The following is an 18,628-nucleotide window of genomic DNA, read 5'->3' on the forward strand; positions in this document are numbered from 1 at the left end:
TCTATAAAAAGAAAAGGCATTGGAGCTTATGGCATCCCCATAACAGCTCCAAGCCTTATTACTGTGCTTCAAATTAAACTACATCATACCCTTGCTCTTCAATAGCTTCTTTAATAGCTCCAAGGCTCACCTTGTTCTCATCATACTCAACGGAAACTTTTTTAGCTGCAAGATCCACTTTAGCAGTAGCTCCAAGATTACCTACAGCCTTCTCTACAGAGTTGACACAGTGACCACAAGACATTCCTTCGACATTTAATGTAGCGTTCGACATTATTATTACCTCCAGTAAATGTTATGAAGCTATGCTTAAGAAGCATTAGCTTATTATTTCATTAATTTGTTAACCGTGATTAGCAGCTCATCGATAACCTCATGTTCACCGGCTTCGATTCGTTCAACAATACAACTCTTCATATGCCCTTCCAGCAGCATCTTACCAACACCGTTTAGTGCCGCTTGAACCGCTGCGAGCTGATTGAGCACATCGTCACAATAAGTATCCCGCTCTATCATACCCTTTATCCCGCGGATCTGGCCTTCAATCCGGTTGAGGCGAGTATTCAAACCATTTTTGAAATCTGTCGAATGATGACTCATTCGTTCTCCAGATACTGAAGAATGACAGTCAGCTTCACAGGATTTCTCAGTTTGTTCTTGCTTACTAGTAGACATAAGGATCAGCCTCCTTGCCAATAATATAATATACCCCCGTAGGGTATGTCAAGAGATGTTCTTTATTTCCTATCCCCTAAATCCCATTTTTTCAAGCATAAACGCCTTCGTTATCTATATAAGGACGGTTAGCGTTTAAGCGAGAAATATAAGACATATAGTATGGTGTGAAACTTATACTTCTTATATTTTAAAAAAACTATTGCTACCCTATTCAAATTTGAATATAATAAATTTTGCTTCTAACCTATGAACATTTTTTGAACGGATTTATCACTATTAGAAAAAGGAGCCTGCGAAGCATGCATACTAAAGAAAGTAATCTTAAACTCGTAGTTATCGGCCTGCTGCTCGGTATTCTGATGTCCGCGATGGACAATACCATTGTAGCTTCAGCTATGGGAACCATTGTTTCCGACCTTGGCGGTCTGGACAAAATCGTATGGGTCACTTCGGCCTATATGGTCATGGTAATGGCTGGGACCCCAATCTTCGGCAAGCTCTCGGATATGTATGGACGTAAACGTTTCTTCATGTTCGGACTGATTGTATTCCTGATTGGCTCAGCACTGTGCGGCACTGCAACCAGTATTACACAACTCAGTATTTACCGGGCTATTCAAGGGATCGGCGGCGGTGCACTAATGCCTATCGCCTTCACTATCGTTTTCGACATTTACCCGCCTGAAAAAAGAGGAAAGCTGACCGGCCTATTCGGTGCCGTCTTCGGAATCTCCAGTGTACTCGGACCATTATTAGGTGCATATATTACCGACTATGTAGGCTGGCAATGGGTATTCTACATTAACCTGCCGCTCGGAGTTATTGCACTGTTTCTGATCGCAACTTCGTACAAAGAATCGATCTCTCACGCTAAACAGCGCATCGACTGGGGCGGAGCCTTCACTCTCGTCAGCGCCATTATCTGCCTAATGTTTGCGCTAGAACTGGGAGGCAATCAATACGCTTGGGATTCCAGTGTCATTCTCGGCTTATTCGCCGGCTTCGCTGTACTCTTGCTGGCATTCATCCTCATTGAGAGAGTGGCGGCTGAACCTGTTATCTCGTTCGCGATGTTCAGTAAACGGTTGTTTGCAACAAGCAGTGTGACAGCCTTGTTCTATGGCTCTGCCTTTATCGTAGCCACCATCTACATTCCTATCTTTGTACAGGGCGTATTTGGCGGCTCCGCTACGAACTCTGGACTGATCCTCATGCCGATGATGATCGGTACGGTCGTGGGCAGTCAGACCGGTGGGCTACTTACAACCAAAACCAGCTTCCGCAACATTATGATCCTATCCGCTGTCTGTTTTGTAGCAGGTGTCTACAGTCTAAGCACTTTATCACCAGATACCTCCCGTCTCATGCTTAATGTATTCATGGCCTTAACTGGATTCGGCGTGGGCTTCTCCTTCTCCGTGCTAAGCATGGCAGCTATCCATAATTTCGATATGCGCCAACGCGGTTCGGCAACTTCAACAAGTACCTTTATGCGCTCGCTTGGGATGACGCTGGGGATTACGATCTTCGGTATTATTCAGCGTAACAACTTCACTAGCAGCATTAGCGAAGCTTTTGGCGGAAGTGAGCAGTCAGCAGCCTTCGGCGATCCACGGGCAGCCCTGACACCTGAAGCAAGAGCCAAGATTCCACCTGAAATTTTGGAGAAAATATCTAGTGCACTGTCCTCTTCAATCGCACATACCTTTATGTGGGCCATGATTCCTGCCGTCCTTGGTTTAGTCTTTGTGCTGCTGATGCCGAAAGACCGCCTCACCATCCCGAGTAAAACTGCTCAGGCGTCCGAGGGTAAAAGGTAATTATATGTCGATGAAATTGGCTATTCTCGGACTATTGCTTGAACGAAATATGCATCCCTATGAAATTACACTAGTCATGAAAGAGCGCTCCATGGACCGGATTACAAAGCTCCAGCTTGGGTCTCTCTACTACGCTGTCGATAAACTTGCACAAGATGGTTATATCGAAGCTTTAGAAGTGATTAGCAGCAGTGATCGCCCAGACAAAACCATTTACGGTATTACTGAGCAAGGTAAAAATTTATTCGAGCAGTTAATTCTACAGCAAATTAAAAAGAACGAGCCCTTCTATCATCCGATGTATATGGCTCTAGCCATGTCCCGTCATGTTGATCAAAACAAGGTGGAGAAGCTGCTCGAAGAACGTATTCGGGAAACCGAACATCAGGTGAATCTGGCTTATCAGGTATATGAAGAACATATTCCTATTGTTCCTCGTTCCGCCCTTCATCTCATGTACGGCACCTATGAACACACCCTTATTGAACTAAAATGGCTGCAACGTCTCTATGATGATGTTGTAGCACGCAAGTTGAATGACATTGGAACACCACTTAATACAGAGTAGAGTCCTTAGGGCCTCTACTCTTTTTTTACTTTTACAGATACAATAAATACCATGCTAGAATCTAAGCGTGTACAATATGTACGTGTATGCAATCATATTTCCCTAGGAGGAATCACATTGTTGAGAACGCTGCCTTTAAACAAGCGCGGTATACCAGCCAGCCGTATTGCTCTAGGTTGTATGGGATTTGGTGGGGGCTGGGATCATGAACCGATCACCACCGAGAATGTTAAGCAAGGACATGCAGCCGTCGACGCTGCACGATCTATTGGTATCAATATGTTTGATCACGCAGATATTTATACCCGTGGTAAAGCCGAGAAGGTATTCGGTCAGATCTTTAAAGAACGCCCAGGACTCCGCGAAGAAATCATTATCCAATCAAAGTGCGGTATTAAGCTAATGGAGCCTGGAGACAGTTCTAATGTCTTTGATTTCTCTAGCCAGCATATTCTAAGCAGTGTGGATGGAATATTATCACGACTAGGAACGGAATATATTGATATTCTGCTGCTGCATCGACCTGATCCTTTAATGGATCCGGAGGAAGTGGCCTCCGCATTACATCAATTGAAGACAGCTGGTAAGGTTCGTCATTTCGGCGTCTCCAATATGAGTGCAGCGCAGATCAAAATGCTGCAAGCCTATTGCGATGAACCTTTTATCGTAAACCAGCTACACATGAGCCTAGCCAAGCTCAGCTGGGTCGATGCTGGAATCAGTGTAAACCGTGAACCTTGGAAGGATATTACCTTTCCCGAAGGAACCCTTGAACATTGCCGAATGGAGAACATTCAGCTTCAAGCTTGGGGCCCACTCGCACAAGGCATATTTAGCGGACGTTCATTAGAGGATCAGCCAGAGAATATCGTCCAGACAGCCGCCATGGTTAAACAAATTGCAGATAAAAAAGGAACAACACCCGAAGCCATAGTGCTATCCTGGCTAATGACACATCCGGCAGCTATTCAGCCTGTGATTGGGACTGTGAATCCGCAGCGCATCGCTGCCTGCGCCGATGCGGACAAGCTGGAGCTTACTCGAAAAGAATGGTATGACCTATATGTTAGTTCACGTGGTACTCGTCTTCCCTAACTGAACCCACAATTAAAACTCGCAAGAATTCTTAATAGCCTAATCGTGCTTCACGCACGATTAGGCTATTTTTAATGCAGTCGCCTCTTATACCGTTCTTTATTGCGAATAAAAATAGATATCAAGCGATAAACCGAGATAAATAGAGATAAATTAACATTATCGTTCTTTATAGAGCACAAATGAGACTTATTGACAGTTTTCTTTTCAAATTATTCCATGTATTATTCATTACAGAAGTTGTTCTTAATAAAGAACAACAATAACGAACCAAAGAAACTCAAGACATTGAGGGGAGGTATTCCTCTGAGACCCAGATCAGCAAAAAGAAGGCCTAAACGAAAGAAGCAAATCGGATTACGTGTTCTGCAATCAGGAATGGCTGTCTCCGTCTTGTTTCTGACTACCTCGCAGCAAGTGGGTAGTACCTATGGTGGTTTTGGAGCTACTGCGCAAACCACTAGCACCATTAGCTTTTGCGAAGTATTTCCAAACTCGATCAAGGGGCTTCTAACAGAACTCAAAGATCATATCGAAAGAGCTAATGCTTTAAAAGGATCTCTGCAAAGCTATACCCCTTCAGGCAGTCTCTCAGACGTTTCGGGAATAGAAGGCATGACGCTGGATGAGCTTGATGTCGCAGCGCAAGAGATTTCCACACAAATCTCCGCACTTCAATCTCAAATCAATGGCGTGAATGAGCAACTGGCCACAAACAGCCAAATTTGGAACGAAATCAATGGTGAGCTGAACGCAGCAGCAGCCGTCCTATTCCAGATTGGAGGATATATGACCTCTCTAGATTCAAACTGTCTAGAAATCAAGGATGAACCATTCTTCAGAGAGCTGCAAAGCAGCCTAAATCAAAGTGGGGTAATCTCTGAATCTCTAAATGCTTCATTAAAGGGAGTTATCCAGTACCTAAACTTCATACACGACATCGGCCTTCCATTTGCTTCGGTAGTGACCAGTGATGTATATGGACAACCCGAGTTACGCAATGAGGCGTTTCAGCAGCCGTTGCCTTTCCTGATTCCTTTTAGTCAGCCGGCCGGCAATATCTCTAGCGAACTGACCTCCACTTATGAGAATCTCAACACTGAAATGAATGACCTTAAAGAATCCGCTACTTCAGGAATCAGCAATCTTCAGAGTCAGCTCCAATTGATCAGTCAAGCCCGTGAACAACAATTGGAAGCCCTTGAGAAAGCCCGATTAGAGGCGCTGGAACAAGCGAAGAAAGAAGAAGAGCGTTTGGCCCTGGAGAAGAAGGAAAAGCAAGAAGCCGAGGACAAAGCGAAAGCAGAAGAGAAAACAAAAACGGAAGTGACTCCACCGACAGGTGAAGCAGCTCCAGAAAACATAAATAAAGAACAACCTGAAGCCCCAGCCACTAACCCGGTCGTTCCGGGAGTTGGTGAAGAGCCAACGATTCCACAAGATGTACCACAGCAAAAGGTTCCTCAGGAGACGCCAAAGGCGGAAGATACAACCTCTTCCCCACCGGCAGCAACACCAGCTCCTGCGGCCCCTCAACAAGACAAAGGTGGAGAATAATATGCGGATTAAAAAAATGATCAACAATACATTATCGAGCATCATGCTTGTCATCTTTATCCTGCTGGTGGTAGCTGTAGTTTTATCAAAGGCCTCCGGCGGTGAACCTGCCTTCTTCGGATACCAGATCAAATCCGTACTCTCTGGTTCGATGGAACCAGGGATTCACACCGGATCGATTGTCGCTTTAAAACCCGGAGGAGATATGAATCGCTTCAAAAAAGGCGATGTTATCACCTTTAGAAATGAAGAAAACCTGCTCATTACTCACCGTGTTGTGGAAGCAACAATGAACAACGCTACTGGTGAAGCCATGTATCGTACGAAAGGCGATAACAATGATGCGCCTGATATGAACCCTACCAGTTCAACGAATGTTGTAGCTGAGTATACCGGGGTTACCGTACCTTACGTAGGTTACGCTATGAATTTCGCAGTTTCCAAAGCTGGAAGTGTCGTGCTCATGATCGTACCAGGCTTGATGCTCCTGCTCTATGCCCTGTACTCATCATGGAAGGCTGTAGCTGCACTCGAAAAGAAAAATGCTGCTATACTGCCCACCTCTCCACCCCCAACTGAAATACAGTAATCCGTTGATTGTCCGCTTCCGCTTACGAACCGGAAGTTACAATATATAAATTTTATAAAAAAACCACAAAAACCGAGGAGGAATTTTAATTATGGGTATCAAAAAAACATTGGGTCTTGGCGTAGCATCTGCAGCACTGGGTTTATCATTGATTGGTGGAGGAACCTTCGCTTACTTTAGTGACACTGCAACAAGTACCTCTACATTCGCAGCGGGTACACTGGATTTGAACTCTGACCCTTCTGTTATCGTAAATCTGGATAAATTGAAACCAGGTGACACAATCAAGAGAGATTTCAAATTGAATAATGATGGTAACATCGATATCGGCTCTATTGTTCTCAAAACAAAGTACGACGTTAATGATGTAGGTGGTAACAACAACGGCGTTGATTTAGGACAATTCATCCAAGTCGAATTCATACAAAATAAGGACAAGAGCGGCAACATAATCCCAGATATTGTTGTTTATAAAACAACACTATCTGAATTGAAAAACTTAACACCAGATCTCGTAGAAAAGCTACCATTCATAGGCAATGAGGCATCCGGCATTAAAGCAGGTACTTCTGATAGCTTCACCGTCCAATTCAAATTTGTAGATGACGGTAAAGATCAGAACATTTTCCAAAAAGATGTGTTGACACTGACTTGGGATTTCTTTGCTAAGCAATCCGCTGGAGTCGCTAGATAATCTAATAAGTCTTCCATTCGAAGAGCAGCAGATTCTTATTCCGGAAAGCGGATAAGTAGATGCTGCTCTTCTCTTTACAATAAACTTTGTCGAATTTATCGATATTTGCTATACTAATAACAAAAAATACGGAGGGGCGTCAGCATAGTGGCACAAAATATGGGCCAACGTATCCAGCATCTCCGCCTAGAAAAGGGATTCTCCCTATCTGAGCTTGCGGACAGAGCGGATGTTGCTAAATCGTATCTTAGCAATGTGGAGAGAAACATCCAATCCAATCCTTCCATCCAGTTTATCGAAAAGATCGCCGATGCGCTTCAGGTATCCATCCATGCTTTGCTCTATGGAGAGCCTAATGATGCTGAGGAATCGCCTTTAGATTCGGAATGGTTCCGATTGGTGCAGGAAGCTATGGCCTCAGGCATAAGCAAACGCGAATTCAAGGAGTTTCTGGACTACCAGAAATGGCGCCTGGATCAGAAGGACTAATCCTTCATCTGATCTAATAAGATCCTCTTCTACTCATACTATCAAACATAAACGCCTTCGCCCTCCTAACATGGATGGCGAAGGCGTTTTATATTCTAACCATGTATCGTGTACAACTTATAGAAAAAGGGCACAGCGATTTATCGCCATGCCCTTTTTCGGTATATAACGCTCTAATGTATTACTGCACGGCTTGCACAGTCTTCTCCTGAAAGAATCGACGAATTTCATCTGCCTTTATGCCAGCCTTCTTAGCTGCTAATAATAAATGTACCCACTCTACGTCTACATCAATAACCTGCTGTTCTCTGTTGCTTCCCTGGTTGGACTTGTCCAAAAAATCTCCTCCTAAGATTTTACGTCCCCAGGCAATCCGGCTGTCATAGTATTTCTACCTTAGACCCGCGACTTTGTGCCCCTGTCTTTCGGCAGGTTTACCTTTTACTGGACCCTTTACACGAAAGGATCTACTTCAAAAAGGATGAAAAACGCTAACTGCAATAACATTATACTATACTAAAGTGGAAAAGTGTGTCGATTTCTGATTAGTTTTTCCATTAAAAAACAAAAAATAGAAGCTCTTTTCTGTGATATCTTGTCCTATTAACACGATACTCGTCCTATTCATAAAATTAATTAAGACAATATAATGATGCTTCCTTCCCTATTAGTTAAAAATAAGGATATTAGAATCATTTTAGTGGGCCTTAGGAATGGGTAATGAGAAGAAACAGCGTTCTTTTCATTAGAACAAGCTAACCCATACCATTTTGCGAACGTATTGGACGAAAGAATGAATTGATTACACGTGTGGAAAGTAGCACAATAAGATGAGAAATGAAACCGCAATCATCACAGCTCCAGTAAGCGTTGACACAAAATGTCACGTATGGAGTTCATCCGTTAAGGAGGATGTATTCATGGCAGCCAAAGAGCCCTATAACGAATCCATTTGGAGTAAGTATTACGGACCCAATTTAGGCTACATTCAAGAAAGATATGAACAGTTTGTGAAAGATCCATCCACCGTAGAGAATAATTATCGCGAGCTTTTTACAAATTCGGGTCCCCCACCCCTAACACCGGACACCGAACCAGCTCCACAGCCTCGCATTTCGGGTGACACCGAATGGCTTAGAAAGGCAGTAAGAGCTTCCAAGCTAATCGCTAATATTCGTATATATGGCCATATGGCCGCTGATATTGATCCGCTTGAGCGTGATCACAATCCCATGGCTAAATATCTCGAACTCGAAACCTATGAGCTGACTCGTGAGGATCTGATCGCACTACCTGCCACGCTCATTTGGGAGAATGCCCCGAATGATGTGCATACCGGATGGGATGCAGTTCAGCGTATGCGTCAGGCTTACACCAAGACGATCGCCTATGAATTCGGGCATGTGCATGAAGAAGAAGAACTGAAATGGTTGAACAGACAGGCAGAATCCACAAGCTCACCAGCGCCTTTAAATAATACAGAACGTAAAGAGCTGCTAAACCGCCTGATCCAAGTCGAGCAATTCGAAACCTTCCTCCACAAAACCTTTGTGGGTCAGAAGCGTTTCAGCTTGGAAGGCAATGACGCTCTCGTACCGATGCTCGATGAAATCGTACGCGCTGCTGCGCATGACGGTGCAGAGCATATTCTGATGGGCATGGCGCATCGTGGTCGCCTCAATGTTCTTGCACATATTTTGGGCAAACCTTATGATATTATATTTTCAGAGTTTCATCATTCTCCAAACAAGGAGCTTTTCCCTTCCGAAGGCTCTACAGGCATTAACTATGGCTGGACGGGTGATGTGAAATACCATCTCGGTGCAGACCGCGCTGTTCGCGAAGGAGAAACCGTACGCACAAGAATAACACTAGCGAATAACCCAAGTCACTTGGAATTCGTCAATCCTGTCGTGGAAGGCTTCACTCGTGCTGCTCAAGAAGATCGGAGCACAGCCGGATTGCCGAAGATTGATACCAGTAAAGCTATAGCGGTGCTAATGCATGGCGACGCTGCTTTTCCAGGTGAAGGAATTGTTGCAGAAACACTTAATATTGGCAAACTTCAAGGTTATCAGAATGGCGGGACGATCCATATCATTGTTAATAACCGGATCGGCTTTACGACAGAAAGTGAAGACTCCCGTTCAACGCATTATGCGAGTGACATCGCAAAAGGATATGAAATTCCAATTATCCATGTCAACGCTGATGATCCCGATGCCTGTATATCAGCTGTTCGTTTAGCTAGCGCATATCGCAATCAATTCAAAAAGGATTTCGTTATTGATCTCATCGGTTATCGTCGTCATGGACATAACGAAATGGATGATCCTGAGACTACACAACCTATCGTGTACGGCAAGGTGCGTAATCATCCAACCGTTTACAAGGTGTATGCGGAGAGGCTACAGCGTGAGAAAATCCTTACAGCTGAAGATGTACAAAAGATGCACATTGAAACAGAAGGCGTATTGCAACGTGCATACGATAGTATGAAGGAAGGCAATCACAAGAAAAAAGAACCAAAAGCCTTCGTTCCTCTTCAAACAGAGCGCTCAGCGGCAGGGACAACAGCCGTACCGATCTCCAGTCTGCAAGAGATTAATCGTGAGCTACTGACCGTACCTGATGGATTCCAAGTCTATCCGAAACTGGAACGTATTCTGCAGCGTCGCAAGGATGCATTGAATGAGGGTGAAAAGGTCGACTGGGCACTCGCCGAGTCTCTCGCTTTCGCTACCATCCTGAAGGATGGAACGCCAATTCGACTTAGCGGTCAGGATGCACAGCGCGGCACCTTTGCACACCGCCATCTAGTACTGCACGACAGCAAAACAGGAGAATTATTCTCTCCGCTTCATCAGCTAAGTAATTCCCGTGCTTCCTTTGGCGTATATAACAGTCCGCTATCTGAAGCTTCTGTGCTAGGTTTTGAGTATGGATATAATGTGTTCGCACCAGAAACTTTCGTCATCTGGGAAGCACAATATGGCGACTTCGCCAATGCAGGTCAGGTTATATTTGATCAGTTCATTGCCGCCGGACGTGCGAAATGGACACAGCGCAGCAATCTCGTCGTCATGTTACCGCATGGTTACGAGGGACAGGGACCCGAGCATTCCAGTGGTAGATTAGAACGCTTCCTGCAGTTATCCGCGGAAGAGAACTGGACCGTTGCCAACTTGACCACCGCTTCTCAATATTTCCATGTCTTGCGGCGCCAAGCTGCTTTATGTGGACAGGAAGACGCTAAACCACTGGTGATTATGACGCCGAAGAGTCTCATTCGTAATTCGCGCAGCACATCTGCCGGTACTGAGCTCGCCTCCGGACAATTCCAGCCTGTGTTAGCAGAGCCCCTGCTAGGCCAGAAACCAGGTGAGGTCAAACGTCTAGTAGTCTGCAGCGGTAAAGTAGCTATCGACATCCAAACAGAGCTAGAGGCTGCTTCAGACAAAGATTGGTCATGGCTACATGTACTACGCTTGGAGCAACTCTACCCGTTCCCAGAAGTTGAACTGAGTGCTCACTTAAGCTCCTTCACCTCCCTTCAGGAAATTGTCTGGGTGCAAGAAGAGCCGAAGAATATGGGCGGATGGAGTTATACCGAACCTCGGTTACGCGCCATCGCACCGAACAACACTAGCGTAAGATATATCGGACGTCCTGAACGTTCCAGTCCTGCGAGTGGTTATGCAGATGTTCATAGCTTTGAACAGCGTAGAATTGTTTCAGAGGCCCTAAAAGCAAATTCACAAGTACAAACAGCTGTACCATCCTCTTAAGAGGATGGTATCACAATAGCGTAAACCATTATGTTTGGGGAGGTAACGGCCTGTGTCAGAAATCTTAGTACCCGATCTGGGAGAATCTATATCCGAAGGAACCATCTACAAATGGCTGGTTAAAGAAGGCGACACGGTAGGTCAAGGTGATGTGCTTGCTGAGTTAGAGACGGATAAAGTCAATTTGGAAATTAGTGCGGAGGTGGAGGGTGTCATCTCCTCCATCCTGCGTCAAGCGGGCGAGAACGTAGCCGTTGGCGAAGCCATCGGCATCATTGGAGCCGCTAGCGGCAGTACACCGCAGGCCGCTGAGAGCAAAGCGCCTGAAGCGGCACCGGCAAGCGGCAGCGCAGCAGCCGCACCTGTAGCAGCGCCCGAAGTCGCTGTAGCGGGTGGCGAAAGCCCCGCTGCACTGGCATCGCCGGGCGCACGCAAGCTGGCACGGGAGCGCGGCATCGACCTCGGCGATGTTAGCGCCCGTGATCCTATCGGCCGGATTGGTCAGGCCGATGTGTCGGGCCATGGTGCAGCAGCGCCACAGGCCGCTGCACCGGTAGCTCCGGCGGCACAAGCCAAGCCGGAGCCAGCGAAGCCGGCAGCGAGCAAAGCCGCGCCGGACGATGGCAAGCACGTGGAGCGCAAGCGCATGTCGCGCAGACGGCTCACGATTGCCAGCCGCTTAGTTGAAGCGCAGCAAACTGCAGCCATGCTGACCACCTTCAACGAGGTGGATATGACCGCGATCCTCGACATCCGTAAGCGCCGAAAGGATGCGTTTAAAGAGAAGCATGAAGTTGGACTAGGCTTTATGTCCTTCTTCACCAAAGCTGTGATCGGAGCGCTGAAGACCTATCCACTGCTGAACGCTGAGATCGACGGTGAAGATCTGGTCGTTAAGAAGTTCTACGACATCGGCATTGCAGTTGCAGCTAAGGAAGGTCTGGTGGTTCCGGTTGTCCGTGACGCGGATCGCCTAAGCTTCCCGGAAATCGAACGCCAAATTGGCGATCTCGCTTCCAAAGCACGCGCCAATACACTCAGCCTCTCCGAGCTACAAGGCGGAACGTTCACCATCACAAACGGTGGTGTATTCGGTTCCCTGTTATCCACCCCGATTCTGAATACCCCTCAAGTGGGTATTCTAGGGATGCATAAGATTCAATTGCGCCCCATCGCGCTGGACGAAGAAAGAACCGTTAACCGCCCAATGATGTACATCGCCCTTTCCTACGATCACCGGATCGTTGACGGCTCTGAAGCGGTTAGCTTCCTTGTTAAAGTGAAGGAATTGCTGGAAGATCCAGAAGCACTGCTGCTGGAAGGCTAACCCTGATCGATCTTTCGACTTAAGAATATAAAGAAGGTATCCCTAAAGCTTCGCATTAGGGATACCTTCTTTTATATCTGAATCAACTTTTGAGATGAAGTATTTCATAAGTACAGGGTGAATCATGAATCCTTAGTTTAGAAAGCCCGGCGCTGTCAGCAATGCTACCTACCTTGCATATGATCTAACTGCATTTTGTACACTTATTTATTTCTGATCTCCCATATCCTCTTCCTTCATTGCATTCTCTACAACTAAAATCCGCAAAAACGTTTATTTCCACTAATCTAAGCATCAATAGCTGTATTAAATACAACTACAGGGCTTATATAAAGGTATTAGTTAACTTTAATTGTATATAGTACAACTAACTTAGCGCATGCAACTACAAAACTACAAGAATCTACTTCAGCAGCTCACCAGCCACCTGAAGAAATTGCTCCTTGGTCAAAATCTTATCTCCGTAGCTAGTGAGCGTATAATACGCATCCTGCTTCTCGTTATACCAATTCAGATAGTCGTAACTGACCTCTTTCTTTACTACTTTGTTATAAACAACCTCCGTACCTGCTACTACAATCTTATCCGCTTGATTCTCAGGTTCTTGCTCCACGAACACTTTCCCGCCATGCATGATCGTGGCAGAGATACTTATAAAAGCATTATTCTTCGAATAAATTGCACTGATCCAGCCTGGTTCCGACCATGGAATAGCCTTCATAAATATATTATGGCTCCCCTTCTCTTTGTTCACCTGGGCTGTAAGATCTTGTAATGTCTCCTGGTATCGAGAACTTTTCTTATCTGCATCCGTTGTCGGATAATTAGGGTATATAACCCCATATTTAAAAGCATACCCTGATGCCATTGCAGGAAGCATCGGTGCCTCTGTCCGTTTGATTTCCTTTAAGAAATCAGAGTATACGCCTATCCGCTGCTCTTTATACTTAAATTGCAATTCTGTCGCCATGCCTTCTGCACCTGCTTTGTTGTTCATCAAATATGCAATCAGCTCACCCGGTTTAGCAAATGTATCGGCTTGCTGCGCATATTTATCATAGGAGGCGACTCCTGCCGATTCATTCGGGGCAACATGCTGGACCTTCACTACGCCTTCACTATTGCGGATCTGGATATATTCCGATGCAGCATAGGCTGTCACAGAAATCAGCAGGAACAATGCTAACATACTGGCAAATGCCGTTGTTTTATTCATCATCCGCAGCGAAAAAGCCCGCTTTCGAGAGGATATGCCATGGATACGACCCATGACCTTCTCTTCTACATCGATTTTACCCAGAAGTTCATTGCCGGCCGAGGCATAGATTATATCTTGGTATTCATCGCTGATTGTGGTTCGTTCCATTTGATCTCCTCCTCCAATTTTATAGCTTCCTGCACCTTCCGCTTGATCCGGTTCATTCTCTTCGTCAGTGCATTCGGACTGACCCCAAGAATTTCGCCTATCTCTGCATAAGTCTTCTCTTCAAAGACCCGCAAAATAAGCATATTCCTCTCTTCCAGCGATAACTGCGTTAATGCGGCTGACAATGAGGGATTAAACAACCGATCATCCAGCTCTTGTTCAGGACTTGCAGACATAAAATCAGGCTTGAAGATACTCATGACCCGCTTTTGCAAACGGCGTCTGCGCAGCAGGTTTAAACAATGATGATACGCGATACGATAAAGCCATGCCGAGAAATGCATTTGCAATTTGTATTGATGGATAGATTGATAGCCCTTTACCAAAATATCCTGAACTGCGTCCTCCGCATCCTGCTTGTTCTCTAACAAACGATAACAATAGCGATAGATCGGCATTTGAAAAGCTTGGACAATAAAAGCATATTGGTCGGTATTGCCTTTTTGCACACTAGCTATGCACTCTTCCAATTCCTTGGGGTCTAACAAATCCTGTGGCGATGTAAGCACCTCCTTACCCTTTATATCTTCTATAACACTTGAGCCTAGAAAAAAGTGCCTATGTACACCAAAATCGGAGCAAATCAGTATAAACCTTTGTTACACAGAAGTAATTCCAGCGTAATATAGAATGTTTAACAGACCAAAGAAACCTTATTTCAGAAAAATATGCAGTTTCCGCCTACAGTCGGACTCAAATGCTGCCATTTGCTCAAATTCACTCCAATTATACACATTTAGAGGCTAATAAGAGCTATGCAGTCTGTATAGCTCTTAGACTCCACAGGTATTTTTGGGGGCACACTCCACGTACTGAACACACTTCTAACCAATAAAAAAACGTACAACTGTTGTCAGTTGTACGTCTTTTATAAATATCCTTAAGCCGTCCGTTCTGTAGCTTTGAGCCGAAGCGCCTTCTTCTCTTCCGCTTTCTCCACTGGCGGTTTTAGCGAAATCGCGATGATGCAGGCCAGCAGACACAAGAGACCAAAGATCACGAAAGTAGGTTTAAACCCGCCCAGGAAGACGGCGATGAACGAACCGGAAAGGGCTCCAATACCGAAACCTTGATATACGATTCCATAGTTCTTACTGTGATTTTTAAGACCAAAGAAGTCACTGACAATCGCCGGGAACACTGTAATGTTACCCCCGAAACAGAATGCAATGGCTGCTACACAAGTGAAGAACAGTCCGAAATTCAGCGTCGCATAGCTAAGGGTCAGCATAGCGGCTGCCGTTACTGCAAGCGAAGCACCTACCAGCTTCAAACGGCTCATTTTGTCAGACAAGGCACCCAAGATTAAACGCCCTGCTGTATTAAAAATTGCAATCATCGCTACGGCATTAGCTGCCGTCTGTACATCAAGTCCAGCCAGCTGCACCCCGATGTCTTTAACAATACCGATCAAATACAGACCACACATACAAGCGGTAAAGAAAATGATGAATAACAGATAAGCTTCTTTTGTCCGTAGCATTTCTTTTACCGTGTAGTCCTTCGGTTTAGCGATAGTCGAAGCTGATGTTGCACCCAGTGATGCCGTTTGTACTGGAGCTTCTCTGACAAGTAAGGAACCGATTACAATCATCACCATAACAATCATGCCCCAATACATAAACGTATTAGACACACCCACCGAGTCGATCAAACTACCATTGATATATTTAAATATCAAGCTCCCCGTTCCGTAAGCACCCACGGACACACCGGAGATTAAGCCTTTATTATTCGGAAACCATTTAATTAAGTTAGATAATGAAGTGATATAAGCTGTTCCGTCTGCAAAACCAACGATTACCCCAGCCAATATATAGAACATTAGCAGCGAATTCGCCTGAGAGCTAAGAATCAATCCTAGACCAAGCACAATCCCTGCGGTGGCAGTTAAGCGGCGAAGACCAAAACGATCCTGCAATTTCCCTGCGAACAAAGTCGCAAAAGCGAGTGCAAAGCTCGTGATCGAAAACGTAATCGAAACAGCGTTAAGCTCCCATCCGAATTTTGTTACCAGATGTGCATTGAACAAGCTCCATGTATAAATGGTACCTAGACCCATCTGCATAATTACGGTTCCTAATACGATAAGCCACCGTTTTGCGTTTTTGTTGTCTTTCGTCGAAGTCATGGTCTATTCCTTCTTTCTCTCTCGTGATGTGCTACAAGAGCTTCTATCGCCTCTTTATTGTAGCTAAACCAGCGGATGTTGAGAGAAATCTGGCATGAAATGACGCAAATGAAGAATGAACTGCATTTATAAGCGCATGATCTGCCTGAATTCTTTTACCTTACTGCGACTTACGGGCACCTCAAACTCCAAATCATGCAAACGCAGCAAATACGTATTGTTGAACCAAGGGATGATTTCCTTGATTTTGGACAGGTTAACGATATAGGAACGATGGCAGCGAAAAAAACGATCCTCCGGCAGTCGATTATAAAAATCGCTGATGCTGAGCGCCATACTATATTCCTCACCTTTAGTTATTACGCTCGTACTTTTCTCTTGTGCGGAGGCGTAATAAATATCGTCGGCATTCACTACGATAATCTTTTCGTTTTTCCACAGATTCACCTTATCACTGACGGGATTACGTTCCTCTTCCCCCTGTCTTCCGCGAGCAACGAATGCCCCCTCTAGCTTGTGCAGCATAGCTTTAATGCGAACCTCACTGTAGGGTTTAAGAATATAGTCAAACGCTTCAATCTCAAATGCCTCAGCGGCATGCTCCTTATACGCAGTAATAAACACTATATAAGGTTTTACCGAGAATCTGCTAATATTCTGAGCCAGCAGCACTCCGTCTATCGAGGGAATGTTAATGTCCAGAAAGATCACATCTACCGTCTCAACCTGTAAAAATTTGAGTGCATCCAGCCCATCTTCAAATTGTGCGGCAATATCGATCCCGCTATGTGTCTCTATTAAATAAGCCAGCTCCTGTCTTGCCAGCTCTTCATCCTCTACGATGATCGCTCTCATAGCCCCTCCTTTTTGACATCAAAAAAGATGTCCGTCCCTTTATCCAATCTCTGAATGGTAAGTCCTGTCCCATAGATCAGCTTGACCCGTTGATGTACATTAAATAGTCCGATTTTATTCTCCGGCATATCGCCAGCATAGACCTTCTCTATGGTATCTTCGCTGATGCCAGCTCCGGTATCCCGAATGCCAACCCGCACATTATCGCCTTGATCTTTTACAGAAATCGTTACCGTTCCCGTCCCTCTTACCTTCAGTATGCCATGGATGATCGCATTCTCTACAAGCGGCTGAATAATCAGACTCGGAATCCGGACTTGAACCTCATCAATATCATAAAGCACGTTAAGACGGCTTCCGAAGCGCGCCTTTTCAATCTCAACGTATTGCTGGACCTGCTGTAGCTCTCGTTTAATGTCGATAAATTCATCCGTCAGCTCCAGATTGTATCTCATATAACCGGACAGATTCACGATCAACTCACGCGCCTTATCCGGATTAATCCGGATCGAGGACGCAATCGCGTTCAGCGCATTGAACAGAAAGTGTGGGTTAATGCTTGTCTGCAGCGCCTTTAGCTCCGCTTTGTTCGCCATTTCTTTAATGCCCTCAACCCGCGATACTTCCATTAGCGTAGAGATCATTTGCGACAAACCTACAGCCATAGCTTGTAAAGAATAAGTGATCTTGTGGGCTCTGGTGTAATAGATTTTGAGCGCTCCCGTCACTTCACCTTTTTCCTTCAATGGAATAATAATCAGCGATTTAATCTCCGGATTCACATAATCACTATCGTCGTTACGGATCGTAATTTCACCACTGGACAACGTCACTTTCGTTTCTTCGCTTATAATTTCATTGGTCGTAGTATAATCCTCTTCTCCAACACCAACGTAAGCGAGAATGAGTCTTGTATCCGAAATAGCTACAGCGTCTGCACCGATATCTTCTTTGATAATTTGGCAGATGGTACGAAGCGACTCGGGATTAATATTGCGAAAATATGGCAAGGTCTTATTGGCAATATCCAGTGCCAGCTTGGACTGCTTCGCTGCAATCCGTTCCTTTTCACCCTCCACACTCTGCACTAGCATGACAATCAGACCAACACTAATCTGGCTCATAATCATCGGAAAAGCAATTTTGGACACGATATCCACACCCAGCGATGACGGTTCGGCCATCACCAGAATGAGCAACATCGTCAGGGCTTCACAGGCCATCCCGGCCAAAATACCGGCCATCCAACGACGTTCACCTGAAGTGCGGCGGTATATTACCCCTGACACAATCCCTGCGGTAATACTCGTAATCAGACAAGGAAGAGAGGTTACCCCTCCAATATCAATTAGAAAACGGTGAACCCCTGAGATGATGCCTGTTATGAGCCCTACCCATGGCCCGAACAAAATCCCACCAGACACGATGGCGATAATTCGTACATTCACAAGCGAGCCTTCCACATTAATCCCACTATAGGTACCAAAGATAGCGAATAAACTGAAGATCGTAGTCGCAATGGCAAGCTCCTGCGGGGCGTAGGTTCCTTTTTGAAAAATCTCTTTAAACCGCGGCAGACGAGTCAGCACGAACAGACACATCAGCAGTAGT

At 45.3% G+C, this 18,628-nt stretch carries 17 protein-coding genes and 1 riboswitch; of the genes, 9 read left to right on the forward strand and 8 right to left on the reverse strand.

Annotated features, from left to right (window positions below):
• Positions 1-73: 73 nt before the first annotated feature.
• Complete coding sequence (gene copZ / locus CA598_RS12580) at positions 74-274, reverse strand: copper chaperone CopZ (protein WP_042184300.1); 201 nt, start codon at positions 272-274, stop codon at positions 74-76.
• A gap of 53 nt (positions 275-327) precedes the next feature.
• Complete coding sequence (locus tag CA598_RS12585) at positions 328-600, reverse strand: metal-sensitive transcriptional regulator (RefSeq protein WP_256989783.1); 273 nt, start codon at positions 598-600, stop codon at positions 328-330.
• A gap of 377 nt (positions 601-977) precedes the next feature.
• On the opposite strand from CA598_RS12585, the gene CA598_RS12590 reads away from it, so the two are divergent.
• From CA598_RS12590 to CA598_RS12620, 7 genes are all read left to right on the forward strand, one after another.
• The gene (locus CA598_RS12590; protein ID WP_094876716.1) at positions 978-2,498 is read left to right on the forward strand and encodes an MDR family MFS transporter; all 1,521 of its coding nucleotides are present in this window, start codon (positions 978-980) and stop codon (positions 2,496-2,498) included.
• A gap of 4 nt (positions 2,499-2,502) precedes the next feature.
• Positions 2,503-3,066 carry a PadR family transcriptional regulator gene (locus CA598_RS12595; RefSeq protein ID WP_042184294.1) on the forward strand — a complete coding sequence of 188 codons (564 nt, stop codon included), beginning with the start codon at positions 2,503-2,505 and terminating at the stop codon, positions 3,064-3,066.
• Positions 3,067-3,183: 117 nt separating this feature from the next.
• On the forward strand, positions 3,184-4,161 hold the full coding sequence (locus CA598_RS12600) for an aldo/keto reductase (RefSeq protein ID WP_256990484.1): 978 nt from the start codon (positions 3,184-3,186) through the stop codon (positions 4,159-4,161).
• A gap of 393 nt (positions 4,162-4,554) precedes the next feature.
• On the forward strand, positions 4,555-5,718 hold the full coding sequence (locus tag CA598_RS12605) for a flagellar export protein FliJ (RefSeq protein WP_218832597.1): 1,164 nt from the start codon (positions 4,555-4,557) through the stop codon (positions 5,716-5,718).
• A gap of 1 nt (position 5,719) precedes the next feature.
• Entirely contained in the window at positions 5,720-6,307 is a 588-nt protein-coding gene (gene sipW / locus CA598_RS12610) for a signal peptidase I SipW (protein ID WP_094869658.1), read from the forward strand.
• Positions 6,308-6,398: 91 nt separating this feature from the next.
• The gene (locus CA598_RS12615) at positions 6,399-7,001 is read left to right on the forward strand and encodes a TasA family protein (RefSeq protein ID WP_094876719.1); all 603 of its coding nucleotides are present in this window, start codon (positions 6,399-6,401) and stop codon (positions 6,999-7,001) included.
• A gap of 159 nt (positions 7,002-7,160) precedes the next feature.
• On the forward strand, positions 7,161-7,490 hold the full coding sequence (locus CA598_RS12620; protein ID WP_256989782.1) for a helix-turn-helix domain-containing protein: 330 nt from the start codon (positions 7,161-7,163) through the stop codon (positions 7,488-7,490).
• Between the two features lie 181 nt (positions 7,491-7,671).
• Here the strand turns inward: CA598_RS12620 and CA598_RS12625 are convergent, their stop codons facing one another.
• Positions 7,672-7,827, reverse strand: coding sequence for an anti-repressor SinI family protein (locus CA598_RS12625; RefSeq protein ID WP_143812120.1), 156 nt, complete (start codon positions 7,825-7,827; stop codon positions 7,672-7,674).
• 27 nt (positions 7,828-7,854) lie between these two features.
• A riboswitch (cyclic di-GMP riboswitch) is annotated at positions 7,855-7,939 on the reverse strand.
• 471 nt (positions 7,940-8,410) lie between these two features.
• Between CA598_RS12625 and CA598_RS12630 the strand changes: the two genes are divergently transcribed.
• Positions 8,411-11,278: a 2-oxoglutarate dehydrogenase E1 component gene (locus CA598_RS12630; RefSeq protein WP_094876720.1), complete on the forward strand. Its 2,868-nt coding sequence runs from the start codon at positions 8,411-8,413 to the stop codon at positions 11,276-11,278.
• Positions 11,279-11,330: 52 nt separating this feature from the next.
• Positions 11,331-12,605, forward strand: coding sequence for a 2-oxoglutarate dehydrogenase complex dihydrolipoyllysine-residue succinyltransferase (odhB, locus tag CA598_RS12635; protein WP_094869654.1), 1,275 nt, complete (start codon positions 11,331-11,333; stop codon positions 12,603-12,605).
• Between the two features lie 403 nt (positions 12,606-13,008).
• On the opposite strand, the gene CA598_RS12640 is transcribed toward odhB, so the two are convergent.
• The 5 genes from CA598_RS12640 to CA598_RS12660 form a co-directional block, all read right to left on the reverse strand.
• On the reverse strand, positions 13,009-13,971 hold the full coding sequence (locus CA598_RS12640; RefSeq protein WP_094876721.1) for a hypothetical protein: 963 nt from the start codon (positions 13,969-13,971) through the stop codon (positions 13,009-13,011).
• Positions 13,932-14,540 carry an RNA polymerase sigma factor gene (locus tag CA598_RS12645; protein WP_094876722.1) on the reverse strand — a complete coding sequence of 203 codons (609 nt, stop codon included), beginning with the start codon at positions 14,538-14,540 and terminating at the stop codon, positions 13,932-13,934. The genes CA598_RS12640 and CA598_RS12645 overlap by 40 nt, the downstream gene beginning before the upstream one ends.
• A gap of 371 nt (positions 14,541-14,911) precedes the next feature.
• Entirely contained in the window at positions 14,912-16,162 is a 1,251-nt protein-coding gene (locus CA598_RS12650; protein WP_094869651.1) for an L-lactate MFS transporter, read from the reverse strand.
• A gap of 126 nt (positions 16,163-16,288) precedes the next feature.
• Positions 16,289-17,017, reverse strand: a complete 729-nt coding sequence (locus tag CA598_RS12655) for a LytR/AlgR family response regulator transcription factor (protein ID WP_094869650.1) — start codon at positions 17,015-17,017, stop codon at positions 16,289-16,291.
• A complete protein-coding gene (locus tag CA598_RS12660; protein WP_280787205.1) occupies positions 17,014-18,618 on the reverse strand; it encodes a sensor histidine kinase in 1,605 nt (534 codons plus the stop codon). Before CA598_RS12660 ends, CA598_RS12655 begins: the two co-directional genes overlap by 4 nt.
• Positions 18,619-18,628 lie beyond the last annotated feature (10 nt).

The organism is Paenibacillus sp. VTT E-133291, from assembly GCF_002264395.1.
In the GTDB taxonomy this organism is placed as follows: domain Bacteria; phylum Bacillota; class Bacilli; order Paenibacillales; family Paenibacillaceae; genus Paenibacillus_AQ; species Paenibacillus_AQ nitricinens.